Genomic DNA, 13,955 nt, shown 5'->3' on the forward strand with positions numbered 1-13,955 from the left:
CGGAAACGCCTGAAGGGTGGGCTGGGATGAGCGTGTCCCGTCCGGGCAGTGGTCCCGCCCGGACGGGACGGTGCTGCGATGTGGTGGCGCCCGCGGTCGCCAGGGAGTGTCGTCGAAGCCGCGTCGTCCGCCCGGAGGCCAGACGGGACTGCGACGACACGAACTAGGGCCGGCCGTTGGGGCCTTCGGCCGCCTGGATGATGACGGCGGCGACCGTGGCCGGGCGGGACACGTAGACGGCGTGGCTTCCCGGGGTCTCGGTGACGGTCGCGCCGGCCCGCTCGGACATGACCCGCTGGGCGGGCGGCGGGATCATCCGGTCGTCGGCGGCGACCAGGTACCAGGACGGCTTGGCCCGCCAGGCCGGTTCCGAGACCGCCCCGCCGAGCGCGTCGACGCCCCACGGGACCTGTGAGTCGGCCATGAACGCCGCCTGCGCCGCGGGCACATCGGCGGCGAACGACGCCGCGAACTCGTCCCGTTCCAGGAACAGGAACCCGTCCTGGGGCGGCAGGATCGGCGGGACCGGTGCGCCCGGCGGCGGGTCGGCGATGAGGGAGCTGACGGACTCGCCCTTGTCCGGGGCGAACGCGGCGATGTAGGCGAGTGCCGCGACGTTGGGGTGGTTGCCGGCTTCGGTGATGACGACGCCGCCGTAGGAGTGGCCGACCAGAACGGCCGGCCCGTCGAGGCCGTCGAGGACCAGGTGGGTGGCGGCGACGTCACCGGCCAGCGACAGGGTCGGGTTCTGCACGACGGCCACCCGGTAGCCGTCGGCGGTCAACTGCTCGTAGACGCTCTGCCAGCCCGAACCGTCCACGAAACCACCGTGCACGAGCACGATGTTCCTGATTGCCGCCATGGTCACTCCTGACGCGATGGACAGGCCCAGCGCCCGTCCGGTGCAGCCAAGTCAAGGCGCGGGGAAGCGGCCGGACCATGCAGAACAGCACGCAGAACTGCTGCGCACCTCGGCGTAGGCGGATCAGGGTGCGGCGGTCGCCAGGGCGTGGCAGTGGCTGTGCGCCACGGCGTCGCCGATCGCCTCGAACACCTGCGCCGCACGCTCGTAGGCTCGGCGGCTCTCGCCGGTCCGGCCATCCTCGGCCAGCAGGGCCGCGAGGGTCTGCAGAGCGAGAGCCTGCATGGAGTTGGAATTCAGCGGCTCCATCACCGCGGTCGCCTCGGTGAGCGTGGTGATCGCTTCGCCGCGGCGGCCCAGCAGCCCCAGACACCGGCCGACATCAGCCAGTGCGTACGGCCGGAGGTGCTGCGCGATGCTCGGTGTCATTCCGGATGCGTCGTCGCTCACCAGGGTGAGCGCTTCGCGGTACCGCTCCAGCGCTTCGTCGTGGCGCCCGTTGTCACGAAGGCAGTGGCCGAGGCTGCTGATGCAGGCGTAGTAGGAATCGATGTCCCCGAGGGACTCGAACATCGCCGTCGCCTGGGACGCCGACGCAATGGCTTCATCGCTCCTCCCGAGCTTCCGCAGCGAAATGGCGGAGTAGTGGTGCGACCAGGCGATCTGCACAGGGGTGTCGCCGCGGATGGCGAGGTCCAATGCCTCGGCCGCGTACCGCAGTCCGGTCTCCGGGTCGTTCAGCGGAATCCCGTGCACCCAGGCCAGATAGTTCAGCTGGGTCGCGTGCTGCGCCGGATCATTCAGGGCGTCGGCTGCCTGCGCGCCGAGGGTGAAGACGTCGTGCCAGTGCGGGCCGTGGATCCACCGGTCGGAGAACCAGTGCATCGACTCGGCGCAGTCGAGGACGGCGGCGTGCTGACCGTCGCCCGCCCCGATCCGCAGCGCACCCAGCCAGTTGTCCACGTTCACGCGCAGCCACACTTCGGCCTGCTCCGGCGCGTGCAGGACGGCGAGGTCGGCATCCGGGCGGTCGGGACGTCCGTAGGCCGGTTCGAACCACCGTCCGGCCGTCGTGGCCATCCGCAGCAGCCACGACGTCGTCCTCTCGGCGAGCGCGTCGCGTTCGGCCGAGGTCTCCTCCTGCTGCAGTCGGTCGCGGCCGAAGAGCCTTACCAGGTCGTGGAACCGGTACCGGCCCGAGGTGCTGTCCTGCAGCAGGCCCAGGTCGACGAGTTCGTCGAGCGCGTTCCAGGCGTCCTCGATCGAGGTGCCGCCGGCCACCGCCGCCAGGGTGGCGTCGAAGTCCCGGCCGGGCGCCACGGCGAGCCGGCGGAAGACCCGCCGGGCGGAAGGTGCCAGTTGCTCGTAGGACATCCCGAAAGCATTGGCGATCTTGAGGTCGCCGGCCGTGAACTGATCGAGGCGGCGTTCCTCGTCCGACAGGCGGGCGGCGAGTTCGACGGCGCTCCATCCGGGCCGGCTGGCCAACCGGTTGCCGATGATCCGCAGTGCCAGGGGCAGCCCTCCGCACAGCTGCGCGAGCCGGGCGAGCGCCGGTTCACCGTCCGAAGCGGAACGCTCGCCGACGATCCCGGTCAACAGTTCCGTGGCCTCCGTCAACTGCAGGGGACCCAGGATGAGCCGGCGCACGCCCTCCACACCGGCCAGCAGTCGCCGGCTGGTGACCAGCACCCTGCCGAAGCCCTCTCCCGGTAACAGCGGGCGGACCTGCTCCTCGGACGCGGCGTTGTCGAGCACGACCAGGACGCGCCGGTCCCGCAGCAGCGAGCGGTACAAGGAGCTACGCCCTTGGGTGTCGGTCGGCATGTGCTGATCCGCGACGCCGAGGGCGCCCAGCACCAGCACCAGGGCGTCGTCGACGGCGAGAGGGTGCTGGGACATACCGAACAGATCGAGGAAGAACACTCCGCCGGGAAAGCCCGATCGCAGGGTGTGGGCCGAGCGGACGGCGAAGGTCGTCTTGCCCGCCCCCGCGGAGCCGGTGATGAGCGCCACCACGGGGGCGCCGGGGGAGTGGTCGGCAACGAGGCGATCGATCCAGGCCAGTTCCGCGGCGCGGCCGGTGAAGTCGTCCACGGACCGGGGCAGCTCACACAGGCCGGTCGGACGCGTCCAGTGATCCCGCAGGCGGCCATCGCGCGCCAGCTCGACGAGCTGCTTGCGGCCGTCGTTCTCCAACGCGAGCGCGTCCGCCAGCGCGGCGACGGTCCGCTGCTGGGGCCCCTTGCTCCGTCCGCGCTCCAGGTCGGACAAGGTCCGTGCGCTGACCCCAGAGGCCGCGGCGAGCTGCTCCAACGTCAAGCGGGCCGCGCGCCGATGCCGGCGCAGCAGCTCCGCGAAGGTCGGATGCCCGGCGATGGGGCCACTCCCTCTCAGGGACAGAAGCTTTGGATCTCCTGCGAACAGATGAAGCCTAATCAGAGAGCCGCAGCGCGTGGGCAGTTCCCCGCACGCCGCCGCGACCGCCGTCCGCCCCGGCCGATACGCCGCAAGCACGGTAGACCATCAGGGGCTGCACTCCGCGAGTGCCGCAACCCCCTTGTTCAAGCCGAGCCGCCCCGATGAGGACGATGGTGTGAGGCGGGCGATGGTGTGGTGTCACCACGTCCGATCGCCGTCCTGGCAGGATGGCGGCATGGAACGTGTGCTGGGAATCGGTGGGTACTTCATGCGGGCCGCGGACCCTGCGGCTCTGGGCGCCTGGTATCGCGACTGCCTGGGTCTGGACGCCGATGAGAACGGTCTGTGGCGTCCGGGAGCCGGGCCGACGGTGTTCGCGACGTTCGAGTCCGAGACCGACTACTTCGGGTCCCGCGCCCAGCAGAGCATGCTCAACTTCCGGGTGGCCGACCTGGACGCGATGCTCGCGCAGCTGCGCGCCAAGGGAGCGGACGTGGCTCAGGAGACGCAGGACATGGCGGGTGTCGGCCGGTTCGGCTGGGTCACCGATCCTGAGGGCAATCGTGTCGAGCTGTGGCAGCCCGCCTGAGCGCTTAGGGCCTGTCCGGCCGATCACGAACGGCCCCTTCGCCGCCTGGCACGGCCCCTCGCGGCGTTGCCGAAACGCCCGAATGCAACCGGTATGCGGGCGCTCCGGCGCCTTGCGAGGCACCGCACCAGACGACGCCTGGGCCGCCCATGATCGACCGGACAGGCCCTAGGCGGCGGGCTCTGCTGAGAAGCATCAGCGCCGGCGAACCGGGCCACCTCACCGTCGGTCGGCCTGAGGGCCTCGTACGGAACCACCAACCGCGGTGATCGCCGCCGGACTCAGGGCGATCGATCCGCCCGTGAGGTGACAACCATGCCGTGAACGGGCAGGTCGTGAGTGATGGGTCGGTTCACGGCACACCTACCGCCAGCACTCGCCTCGGCAGCCGTCAGGATCCTGTGGGTCTCCTGAGGTCTGTGTTGCGTGTGTGACGGCATAGGATTGCTGGTGTCGGCTACGTCACAGGCTGCCGGGGTGCGCACGGGGTTCCGGGAGCCGATGATTGCTCTTCCGGGACGGGGGCCGGACCAGGGAGGCGAGGGTGCGTTCCACAGCAGCGGGCACCGGCCCGGGCGAAGGTGAGACGGTGCTTGCATCGGCCTTCGACGACGCCGATGCCCTGCGGGCTCTGCTGGCCGACCGGACGCGGCTGGCGCTGCTGAACGAGGCCACGGAGCAGATCGGGACCAGCCTGGACCTGGATGTCACCTGCGCGGAACTGGCACGCTTCGCCGTCCCGCGCTTCGCCGATCTGGCGAGCGTGGAGATCCTGCCCCCCGAGTCGCTCCCGGCCGGGCTGACCGTCGGGACCGGCTCGCTGCGGGTGCGGCGCACCGCTTTGGAGGCGGTTCCGGGACTGCGCCACGGCGTGGAGCCCCCTTCGCCGACTGCCGCGTGGGTGCGGCACCGGCCCGGGTGCCCGACCGCGCAGTGCCTGGAGACCGGCCAGGCCTTCCTGAGCCATAAAGGGTCCGGCGGGCAGGGTGACGGGGCAGGCGAGGACTGGTCCTGCGAGCTCGGCAGCGGCACCGGTGGCGCGTCGGCGCTCGTCGTCCCGCTGCGGGCCGGTGGCCGGCTCATCGGCGTCCTGTCGCTGCTCCGATCCATACCCGGTACCGCCTTCGACGACGACGCCGCCCTGGTGCAGGCGGTCGCGGACCGGGCGGCCCGGAGCATCGACAACGCTCGGCGCTACGCCCTGGCGCAGGACCTGACGATGGAGCTGCAGGGGGCGCTGCTGGCCGATCCCGGCAGCCCACACGCGAACCTGGAGCTGGCCTCCCGGTATCTGCCCTGCGGCACTTCCGCGATGGTGGGCGGCGACTGGTTCGAGACCATCCGCCTGTCCTTCGGCCGCACCCTGCTGGTCATCGGCGATGTCATGGGCCACGGGGTGGAGGCGGCCGTCGACATGAACGCCTACCGCATGCTGCTGCGCTACGTGGCGGCCACCGACCTGCCGCCGCACCGCATCCTGCGGCAACTCGACCACCTCACCTCGCAGAGCGACGCCACCCGCCCCGCAACCTGCCTGCTCGCCCTGGTGGAACCGGCGCGTCACCGGTGCACCTTCGCCAGCGCCGGGCATCCGCCGCCCACCCTGCTCCGCCCGGACGGGCCGGCGGAACTGCTGGACGTCCCCACCGGCCCACCGCTGGGAACGGGCCTGGGCGACTACCAGGCGGTGGTCCACTCCCTGGACCCCGAGCAGGTGTTGCTGCTGTACACCGACGGTCTGGTCGAGCGGCGCACCGAGGACATCGACGCCTCCCTGGCCAGACTCACCCGTCTGCGCCGCCCGCGGCCGGGCGAGTCCCTGGAAGACCTGCTGGACCACGTCCTGGCCACGGTCACACCCGCTACGCCCGACGACGACATCGCTGTCCTCGCCGCACGCGTCATCGACTGACGCGGACCGAGGTCCGGGCGGGGCGCCCCGCGCTCAGCCCCAGCCCCCGGTCTTCAGGAATCCCCTCACCACGCACAGGAATCGCCGTCGTCACGGCCAGATGTTACGAGGGTGGGGTAGCGGTGCCGAGGGCGAACGGTTGAGGATGTGGGCATGGCATCTGCGCGACGCGCTCTGGAAGACCTGATGACATGGCCGGGTCTCTCCGCGGCCCCTGCCCGGTGCGGTACCGGGACGGCTGTGCTGGCCGACGGGGCGGAGATCGTCCATTTCCATTCCGAGCGGCAGGCCGACCTGTACCTGGGCCGACCTGCGATCGAGCGCCTGCACGAGGAACTGGGGCACTCCACCGCGGTACGCCTGATCCAGGGCTCGGGGTGGGTGAGCGTGGTGCTGGGGGGCGACAACGACGCTGACCTGTTGATCACCCTGGCCAGCGTCGCGTTGCGCGCCCAGACCCACCGCACGGCCGACGCCGCGGCCGGGGTCTGCAATCTCGGCCACATCTCGATCATCCCAACGGGACACCTGGCATAGGTCAGCTCGACTTCTGCCCGTCGAGCGTCTCGCGCAGGATGTCGGCGTGTCCGGCGTGCTGGGCGGTCTCGGCGATGAGGTGTGTCAGCACCCGGCGCACGCTGCGCACCGCCCCCGGCTCGTTCCAGGGCGCCTCGGGCAGCGGATGGGTGGCCGAAAGGTCCGGGACGGTGGTGATGATTTCCGCCGTCCGCGCGGCGACCTGCTCGTAGCGCGCGACGATCCCGGTGAGTGTCTCGCCGGGCAGCACCTGGAAGTCGTTCTGGTGGTCGATCGCCCACCGCGGGTACTCACGCGCGGTGCCTGCCGCCAAGTCGTCCCAGGTCACACCCTCGGGCAGGTCGTAGCGCATCGCCGACGGGCCCTCGGTCACGAAGCGCGTCCATGCGTCCTCCATGGAGGCGACGTGCTTGATCAGGCCGCCCAGGCACAGCGCGCCGGCCGTCGGGCACTCGCCCGCCTGCTCGTCGTTGAGTCCGCGCACGGTGGTGAGCAGGGCGGACCGCGCGGCCTCGAGCTGGTCGAGCAAATCGGCCCGCTCGGCGTCGAGGGGCGGGGAGGTCGAGGTGTTGGTGGTGGCGGTCATCGTCGTGACGTCCTTCCGGTTGCTCTCGGGTACGGGAGAACGATCGCAAGGGAAGCGGACAGGGTGTGGCCGCTTCTCAAGGCACCATGGGATCATGCAGAAGACCTCATCGCGGCTGCTGGCACTGCTCTCACTGCTCCAGGCACGCCGGGACTGGCCCGGGGCGCTCCTGGCCGAGCGCCTCGACATCAGCCCGCGCACCGTCCGCCGTGATGTGGACCGCCTGCGCGAGCTCGGCTATCCCGTGGTGGCCTTCAAAGGACCCGACGGCGGATACCGTCTCGAGGCCGGCACGGCACTGCCCCCCTTGCTGTTCGACGACGAGCAGGCTGTCGCCCTCGCCGTCGCACTCCAGGTCGCCACCACCACCGGCGCCGGCATCGAGGAAGCCGCGGCACGCGCGCTGACCACCGTCCGGCAGGTCATGCCCGCCCGGCTGCGCCGCCGCATCGACACCCTCCAGGTCACCGCCGTCGAGCGGCCCGCGAACCGGCCGAATCCGCAGGTCGACAGCAGCGTCCTCATGGCACTCAGCGACGCCGTCCACGCCCGTGAAGTGCTGCGCTTCGACTACGCTCCCGCATCCCCGCCAGGAACCGCCGACGCCGACCGCGCCGAACTCCCGCCGCGTCGGGTGCAGCCCCATCACCTCGTCACCTGGGGCGGGCGCTGGTACGTCGTCGCCTGGGACCTCGACCGCGAGGACTGGCGCACCTTCCGCGCGGACCGGATCACCCCGCGCACCCCCACAGGGCCCCGCTTCACCCCGCGCGAACTGCCCGGCGGTGATGTGACCGCCTTCGTCACCGCCAGGTTCCAGGGCTCCGACAACCCTGCCGTTGCGGGCGGCACCGGCGCCTGGCCGTGCCGCGGCGAAGTGATCCTCGATCTGCCCGCCGCCGTCGTGTCCCGCTACACCCGCGACGGAATCGTCGAGGAACTCGGCCCGAACCGCTGCCGACTCGCCCTGGGCTCCTGGTCATGGCCCGGCCTGGCCGCCGCCATCGGCGGCTTCGACGCCGACATCGAGGTCATCGGCCCACCAGAACTCAAGGACGCCTTCGCTCTCCTGGCCCGTCGCTACGCCCACGCCGCGACCACCGCACCCACCAGGCCGCCTCCGATCCCATGAGCCCCGAGCGGACCGAGGTGGCCCGGGCTGCCTCCGCCCGGCGGTCCCGCAGCGAACCCGGGCTCCTCAGCCCCGGTCGTAGGTGTGGAACCCGCGGCCGCTCTTGCGGCCGAGCAGCCCTGCTTCCACCATGCGTTGGAGCAGCGGCGGCGGGGCGTACAGGGGTTCCTTGAACTCGTCGTAGAGCGATTGGGCGATGGCGGCGACCGTGTCCAGGCCGATCAGGTCGGCGAGCTTCAGCGGTCCCATCGGGTGCGCGCAGCCCAACTCCATGCCCGCGTCGACGTCGGCGGCCGTGGCGAACCCGGACTCCGCGATGCGGATCGCCGAGAGCAGATAGGGGATCAGCAGGGCGTTGACGACGAACCCTGCCCGGTCCTGGGAGCGGACGACCGTCTTGCCCAGGGTGTGTTCCGCGAAGTCGCACACGGTGGCGGCCACTTCCGCGGACGTGTGCAGGGAGGAGACGACTTCGACCAGCGGCAGGACGGGTACCGGGTTGAAGAAGTGCAGCCCCAGGACGCGGTCGGCGCGTCGGGTGGCCATTCCCAGGCGCATGACCGGGATGGAGGAGGTGTTCGTGGCGAGGATCGCCCCGGGGTCCTCGACGATCTTGTCGAGAGCGGCGAAGATCTCCGTCTTCGCCTGGGGGTTCTCGACGACGGCTTCGATGACGAGCTGGCGGTCGGCCAGGTCGTCGAGGCTGCTGGTGAACATCATCCGGGCGAGCGCGTCCTCGGCCGTGATGCGCTCCAGCTTGCCGCGCTGGACGGTACGTTCGAGAGAAGCGGTCACACGCTCGCGTGCGGCGCGGGCAGCGTGGTTGTCCGCTTCGCAGATGACGGTGTCGAGTCCGGCGCGGGCGCAGACCTCGGCGATGCCGGCGCCCATCTGGCCGCCGCCCACCACACCGATCCGTCGGATGTCCGTGGTCATGAGATCTCCTCCGAGAGGTGCACGAGGTGCACGAGGTGGCGGGTGTAGGCGTCCGTCGTGAAGAAGGCCGGCAGTTCCCTTGCCAGGGCGTTGCGTTCGAAGACCGCACGGATGTCGTCGAGGGGCGCCCACGGGTACTCCGCCCCCAGGGCGGCGAGCTCGTCGTCCAACAGCTCCGACACGGTCGCGCGGTCGACGGCTCCCAGCCGCAGCCACTGCCAGATCTGGGCGCGGGCGATCTCGGCCGTGGCGGCGTCCTCCATCAGGCCGTACAGGGCCACGGCGCCCTGGCCGCGCAGCCATGCGGCGAAGTAGCGCAGGGCGACCGCGACGTTGGTGCGGACCCCTTCCGGGGTGGGCGGGGCACTGATGCGGCGCACCGCCAGCAGCTGTGCCGCCGTCACGTCGACGTCTTCCCGGGTGCGTTCCAACTGGTGCGGGCGGGTGCCGAGCACCCCGTCGAAGACCTCGCGGCAGACGGGGACGAGGCCGGGGTGGGCGACCCAGGAGCCGTCGAATCCGTCCTCGGCCTCACGCTCCTTGTCGAGCCGTACCTTGGCGAGTGCCGCCTGGTGGGCGTCGGCGTCCTTGCCGGGCACATGGGCCGACATTCCGCCGATGGCGTGGGCACCCCGCCGGTGGCAGGTGCGGACCAGGAGTTCGGTGTAGGCGCGCAGGAAGGGGGCGGTCATGGTGACCTGGACCCGGTCGGGCAGCAGGAAGTCGGTGCGGTGTCCGAAGGTCTTGATGAGGCTGAAGAGGTAGTCCCAGCGCCCCGCGTTGAGTCCTGAACTGTGCTCGCGCAGCTCGTGGAGGATCTCCTCCATCGCGACGGCCGCCGTGATGGTCTCGATCAGGACGGTGGCCCGAATCGTGCCGCGGGGGATGCCGAGGAGTTCCTGGGCGAGGACGAACACGTCGTTCCACAGCCGTGCCTCGTCGCGGCTCTCCAGCTTCGGGAGATAGAAGTACGGGCCGCTTCCCGCGTCGATCTGCCGCTGGGCGCAGTGGAAGAAGTACAGGCCGAAGTCCACCAGGGCCGCGGGCGCGGGCCGGCCGTCGATGATCAGGTGCTCTTCGAGCAGGTGCCAGCCCCGGGGGCGGACGACGATGGTCGCCACTTCCTCGGCGAGCCGGTACTGCTTGCCCTCCGGCGTGCTGAAGTCGATCCGGCGCTCGACGGCGTCCAGCAGCGTCAGCTGGCCACCGATGACGTTGGTCCAGGTGGGCGAGGTGGCGTCCTCGAAATCCGCCATCCACACCTGCGCGCCCGAGTTGAGCGCGTTGACCGTTATCCGGCGCTCCGGCGGACCGGTGATCTCCACACGGCGGTCGCGGAGCCCGGGTGCGGGGGGTGCCACCCGCCAGGAGTCGTCCGCACGGATCGCCGCGGTCGCGATGGAGAAGTCGAACGGGGAGCCGGAAGCCAGCCGGTCTGCCACCCGCCTGCGCTCCTTGAGGATTTCCGGGCGGCGGTCCGCGAAGGCTTCGACGAGATGGCCGATGAACTCCAGGGCCTCGGGCGTAAGGATCTCGTCGTGACGGTCACCCGGCGTGCCGAGGGCCTGAACCTGGCTGGTCGGAGGAACCTGGCTGGTCGGAGCGGAGATGGGCATACGGGTCTCCTCAGCGGGAGTGGTCGGGGCCGGACGGAGACGGTCGTCCGGCCCCGACCTGGACACGGGGGGTGGCGGAGTGGGAGGGGTGATGAGCGGCCCGGGGTCCGGTCGCTCAGCAGCGGTCTAGTGGAACTGCTCTTCCTCGGTGGAACCGGCCAGTGCCGTGGTCGAGGAGGCCGGGTTGACGGCGGTGGAGACCTGGTCGAAGTAGCCGGTGCCGACCTCGCGCTGGTGCCTGACCGCGGTGAAGCCGTGTTCCTGAGCGGCGAACTCCCGCTCCTGCAGGCCGACATAGGCGGTCATGCCCTCGGCGGCGTAACCGCGTGCGAGGTCGAACATCGCGTGGTTGAGGGAGTGGAAGCCCGCCAGGGTGATGAACTGGAAGCGGTAGCCCATCGCGCCCAGCTCCTTCTGGAACGTGGCGATCCGGTCGTCGTCCAGTGCCGCCTTCCAGTTGAAGGAAGGCGAGCAGTTGTAGGCCAGCATCTGGTCCGGGTACTCCGCGTGGATCGCCTCGGCGAACTCGCGCGCCTGGGCGAGGTCCGGGGTACCGGTCTCCACCCAGATCAGGTCCGCGTACGGGGCGTAGGCCAGGCCGCGGGCGATGACCGGCGCCATGCCGTTGCGGACCCGGTAGAAGCCCTCGGCGGTGCGCTCACCGGTGCAGAACCGCCCGTCCCGCTCGTCGACGTCGCTGGTCAGCAGGTTCGCGGCGAGCGCGTCCGTACGCGCCACGATCAGGGTGGGGACATCGGCGATGTCGGCCGCGAGACGGGCCGCGTTGAGCGTGCGGATGTGCTGACCGGTCGGGACCAGGACCTTGCCGCCGAGGTGGCCGCACTTCTTCTCGGACGCGAGCTGGTCCTCGTAGTGGATGCCCGCCGCTCCGGCGGCGATCATCGCCTTCGTCAGCTCGAACGCGTTGAGCGGTCCGCCGAAGCCGGCCTCGGCGTCGGCGACGATCGGGGCGAGCCAGTCGGTGGTGTCGGTGCCGCCCTCGGCGGTGGCGATCTGGTCGGCGCGCAGCAGGGCGTTGTTGATCCGGCGGACCACCGTGGGAACGGAGTTGACCGGATACAGGCTCTGGTCGGGGTAGGTGTGGCCTGACTGGTTGGCATCGGCGGCCACCTGCCACCCGGACAGGTAGATCGCCTGCAGACCGGCCTTCACCTGCTGTACGGCCTGACCACCGGTCAGGGCGCCCAGCGCGTGGATGTAGTCCTGTGCGTGCAGCTGCCGCCACAACCGCTCGGCGCCGCGCCGGGCCAGTGTGTGCTCCTCACGGACACTGCCGGAGAGCCGGACCACGTCCTCGGCGGTGTAGGTCCGCTCGATCCCCTTCCACCGGGGATCGGTCTCCCACCGCTGAGCCAGCTCCCGGGCCGTCGCCGTCGTCGTCCCTGCTTGTGCCATGACCGTCTCCCGGAGACTCGTGAACTCTGCGAATATCTGACACTGAGTGCCGCAATGACCTTGGGATGCGACCCGCCGATTCCCGGATGGGTGATCGGAACAAGGGGGTCGAGCTGAGCGAAGGGGCCGGGATCTCCGACGTCAGGGCATGAATCGCGCCCGGATTTCGCTCCGCCCGACGGGGTCCGGCGGGTCGCAGTACGACTGTGTCATCGGCACTCAGTGCCATCAAGCAGGGAAAGCTGTTAAGTCCTGCGCATCTTTCCGCGGCGTTCTGCCAAGTCTGTTAATGCTGAGAACCGCGTTGGCATGGCTACCATCGCCATCAGTGCCGATGATCGTGACCGGGAGAGGAGCCGCGGTGAGCAAGACGTACGCGGGAGCGCGGCTGCGACGGCTGCGCGAGGAACGACGTATGAGCCAGGCGGACCTGGCCCGCGCCTTGGACATCTCGCCGAGCTATCTGAACCAGATGGAGCACGACTCCCGGCCCCTGACCGTGCCCGTGCTGCTGCGACTGACCGAGGCGTTCGGCGTCGATCCGGGCTTCTTCTCCGAGCGCGACGCCAGCCGGCTGGTGGCCGACCTGCGGGACGCGCTCACCGGCGAGGTCACGGCCGGCCGGGTGTCCACGTCCGACCTGTCGGACCTGGCGTCCCGGATGCCCGCCGTGGCCACGCTCCTGGTGGACCTCGGCCGGCGCAACCAGCACCTCACCGAACAGCTCTCCGAAACCGCGGAGGGACGTGGCCCGGCAACGGCCCTGCAGCCCCGCTCCCCGCACGAGGAGATCCGCGAGTTCTTCTACCGGCGGCAGAACTACCTCGACGACACCGACCTTGCCGCAGAACAGCTCGCCGCCACGATCGGCGTACGACCCGGCGAGGTCGTGCGCGCGCTGTCCACGCGCCTCACCGAACACCACGGCGTGCGCCTCGCCACGGACTCCGACCGGCTCCTGCACCACTACGACCCGGCGGCCCGGGTCCTCCACCTCTCCGGCCGGCTGCGCCCCGGCCAGCAGGCGTTCCGGATGGCCACCCAGCTCGCAATGCTCGAGTACGCGGACGAGATCTCCGCCCTCGCCTCGGAGGACTTCGAACGGGATTCCGCCGCCTGGCCGCTGGCCCGCATCGGCATCGCCAACCACTTCGCCGCGGCCCTGATCCTGCCGTACGGCCGCTTCCACGCGGCCGCGGAGGAGTTCCGCTACGACATCGAGCGGCTGACCGACCACTTCGGCCTCGGATACGAGACGGTCTGCCACCGCCTCAGCACGCTGCAGCGTCCCCGGCTGCGGGGCGTACCCTTCTCCTTCGTCCGGGTCGACCGCGCGGGCAACATGTCCAAACGGCAGTCCGCCACCGCGTTCCACTTCTCCCGCGCGGGCGGCACCTGCCCACTGTGGAACGTCTACGAGGCGTTCGCCGCCCCCGGCCGTATCCACGTCCAGGTCGCCGCCATGCCCGACGGGCAGCGCTACCTGTGGACCGCCCGAGCCGTGACCCGGCACCGCGGCGGCTGGGGAGAGCCGGGCAAGACCTTCGCCATCGGCCTCGGATGCGAGATCCGGCACGCCTCGCGGCTCGTCTACTCCGACGGCCTCGACCTCGGCAACGTCTCCTCGGCCGTGCCCATCGGCATGGGCTGCCGCCTCTGCGAACGCACCGACTGCCCCCAGCGGGCCGTCCCGCCGCTGGACCGCCGACTTGCCATCGACGAGAACAGCAGCACCTTCATCCCGTACCCGGTGGCCGGAAAGCAGCCGAACGCCGACCGCTAGGACGGCTCGCCGGGTTCCTCCTGGCACTTGACGGCACCTTCACCCGGCCGCCGTGTCCGTGGCCGCCGGATTCGCGGTCGCGGGCCAGAAGGGGCGCCTGACGAAGCGCCCTGCTCGCGGTGGCGAAGACAGCACTCGCCTCGCCGCCGTGTGGTGCAGGCTGGG

11 protein-coding genes are annotated in these 13,955 nt (G+C 70.8%); 5 read left to right on the forward strand and 6 right to left on the reverse strand.

Annotated features, from left to right (window positions below; translation table 11 throughout):
* Positions 1–163 precede the first annotated feature (163 nt).
* Both LNW72_RS38765 and LNW72_RS38770 read right to left on the reverse strand, forming a co-directional pair.
* Positions 164–862, reverse strand: a complete 699-nt coding sequence (locus tag LNW72_RS38765; protein WP_250979713.1) for an alpha/beta hydrolase — start codon at positions 860–862, stop codon at positions 164–166.
* Between the two features lie 123 nt (positions 863–985).
* Entirely contained in the window at positions 986–3,379 is a 2,394-nt protein-coding gene (locus LNW72_RS38770) for a helix-turn-helix domain-containing protein (protein ID WP_250979714.1), read from the reverse strand.
* 139 nt (positions 3,380–3,518) lie between these two features.
* Here LNW72_RS38770 and LNW72_RS38775 point away from each other — a divergent pair, with 139 nt between their 5' ends.
* The 3 genes from LNW72_RS38775 to LNW72_RS38785 all read left to right on the forward strand — a co-directional run bounded on the left by LNW72_RS38775 (position 3,519) and on the right by LNW72_RS38785 (position 6,321).
* Entirely contained in the window at positions 3,519–3,872 is a 354-nt protein-coding gene (locus tag LNW72_RS38775) for a VOC family protein (RefSeq protein WP_250979715.1), read from the forward strand.
* Between the two features lie 544 nt (positions 3,873–4,416).
* On the forward strand, positions 4,417–5,784 hold the full coding sequence (locus LNW72_RS38780) for a GAF domain-containing SpoIIE family protein phosphatase (protein ID WP_250979716.1): 1,368 nt from the start codon (positions 4,417–4,419) through the stop codon (positions 5,782–5,784).
* 153 nt (positions 5,785–5,937) lie between these two features.
* On the forward strand, positions 5,938–6,321 hold the full coding sequence (locus LNW72_RS38785) for a luciferase family protein (RefSeq protein WP_250979717.1): 384 nt from the start codon (positions 5,938–5,940) through the stop codon (positions 6,319–6,321).
* A gap of 1 nt (position 6,322) precedes the next feature.
* Here LNW72_RS38785 and LNW72_RS38790 read toward each other — a convergent pair whose 3' ends face one another.
* Positions 6,323–6,907: a DinB family protein gene (locus LNW72_RS38790; RefSeq protein WP_250979718.1), complete on the reverse strand. Its 585-nt coding sequence runs from the start codon at positions 6,905–6,907 to the stop codon at positions 6,323–6,325.
* A gap of 94 nt (positions 6,908–7,001) precedes the next feature.
* Here LNW72_RS38790 and LNW72_RS38795 point away from each other — a divergent pair, with 94 nt between their 5' ends.
* Entirely contained in the window at positions 7,002–8,039 is a 1,038-nt protein-coding gene (locus tag LNW72_RS38795; protein ID WP_250979719.1) for a YafY family protein, read from the forward strand.
* 66 nt (positions 8,040–8,105) lie between these two features.
* On the opposite strand, the gene LNW72_RS38800 is transcribed toward LNW72_RS38795, so the two are convergent.
* From LNW72_RS38800 to aceA, 3 genes are all read right to left on the reverse strand, one after another.
* On the reverse strand, positions 8,106–8,975 hold the full coding sequence (locus LNW72_RS38800; protein ID WP_250979720.1) for a 3-hydroxybutyryl-CoA dehydrogenase: 870 nt from the start codon (positions 8,973–8,975) through the stop codon (positions 8,106–8,108).
* Positions 8,972–10,591 carry a malate synthase A gene (aceB, locus tag LNW72_RS38805; RefSeq protein WP_250979721.1) on the reverse strand — a complete coding sequence of 540 codons (1,620 nt, stop codon included), beginning with the start codon at positions 10,589–10,591 and terminating at the stop codon, positions 8,972–8,974. Before aceB ends, LNW72_RS38800 begins: the two co-directional genes overlap by 4 nt.
* A gap of 126 nt (positions 10,592–10,717) precedes the next feature.
* Positions 10,718–12,007 (reverse strand): isocitrate lyase, encoded by a 1,290-nt coding sequence (gene aceA, locus LNW72_RS38810; protein WP_250979722.1) that lies wholly within the window; start codon positions 12,005–12,007, stop codon positions 10,718–10,720.
* A 361-nt stretch (positions 12,008–12,368) separates the two neighbouring features.
* Between aceA and LNW72_RS38815 the strand changes: the two genes are divergently transcribed.
* Positions 12,369–13,790, forward strand: a complete 1,422-nt coding sequence (locus LNW72_RS38815; RefSeq protein ID WP_250979723.1) for a short-chain fatty acyl-CoA regulator family protein — start codon at positions 12,369–12,371, stop codon at positions 13,788–13,790.
* Positions 13,791–13,955: the final 165 nt, after the last annotated feature.

The sequence above is a fragment of the Streptomyces sp. RKAG293 genome (assembly GCF_023701745.1).
Taxonomy (GTDB): Bacteria; Actinomycetota; Actinomycetes; order Streptomycetales; family Streptomycetaceae; genus Actinacidiphila.

Coding starts and splice junctions, on each gene's coding strand:
- LNW72_RS38765 (WP_250979713.1), bottom strand. CDS start 862: ATGGCGGCAATCAGGAACATCGTGCTCGTGCACGGTGGTTTCGTGGAC.
- LNW72_RS38775 (WP_250979715.1), top strand. CDS start 3,519: ATGGAACGTGTGCTGGGAATCGGTGGGTACTTCATGCGGGCCGCGGAC.
- LNW72_RS38785 (WP_250979717.1), top strand. CDS start 5,938: ATGGCATCTGCGCGACGCGCTCTGGAAGACCTGATGACATGGCCGGGT.
- LNW72_RS38790 (WP_250979718.1), bottom strand. CDS start 6,907: ATGACCGCCACCACCAACACCTCGACCTCCCCGCCCCTCGACGCCGAG.
- LNW72_RS38795 (WP_250979719.1), top strand. CDS start 7,002: ATGCAGAAGACCTCATCGCGGCTGCTGGCACTGCTCTCACTGCTCCAG.
- LNW72_RS38800 (WP_250979720.1), bottom strand. CDS start 8,975: ATGACCACGGACATCCGACGGATCGGTGTGGTGGGCGGCGGCCAGATG.
- aceB (WP_250979721.1), bottom strand. CDS start 10,591: ATGCCCATCTCCGCTCCGACCAGCCAGGTTCCTCCGACCAGCCAGGTT.
- aceA (WP_250979722.1), bottom strand. CDS start 12,007: ATGGCACAAGCAGGGACGACGACGGCGACGGCCCGGGAGCTGGCTCAG.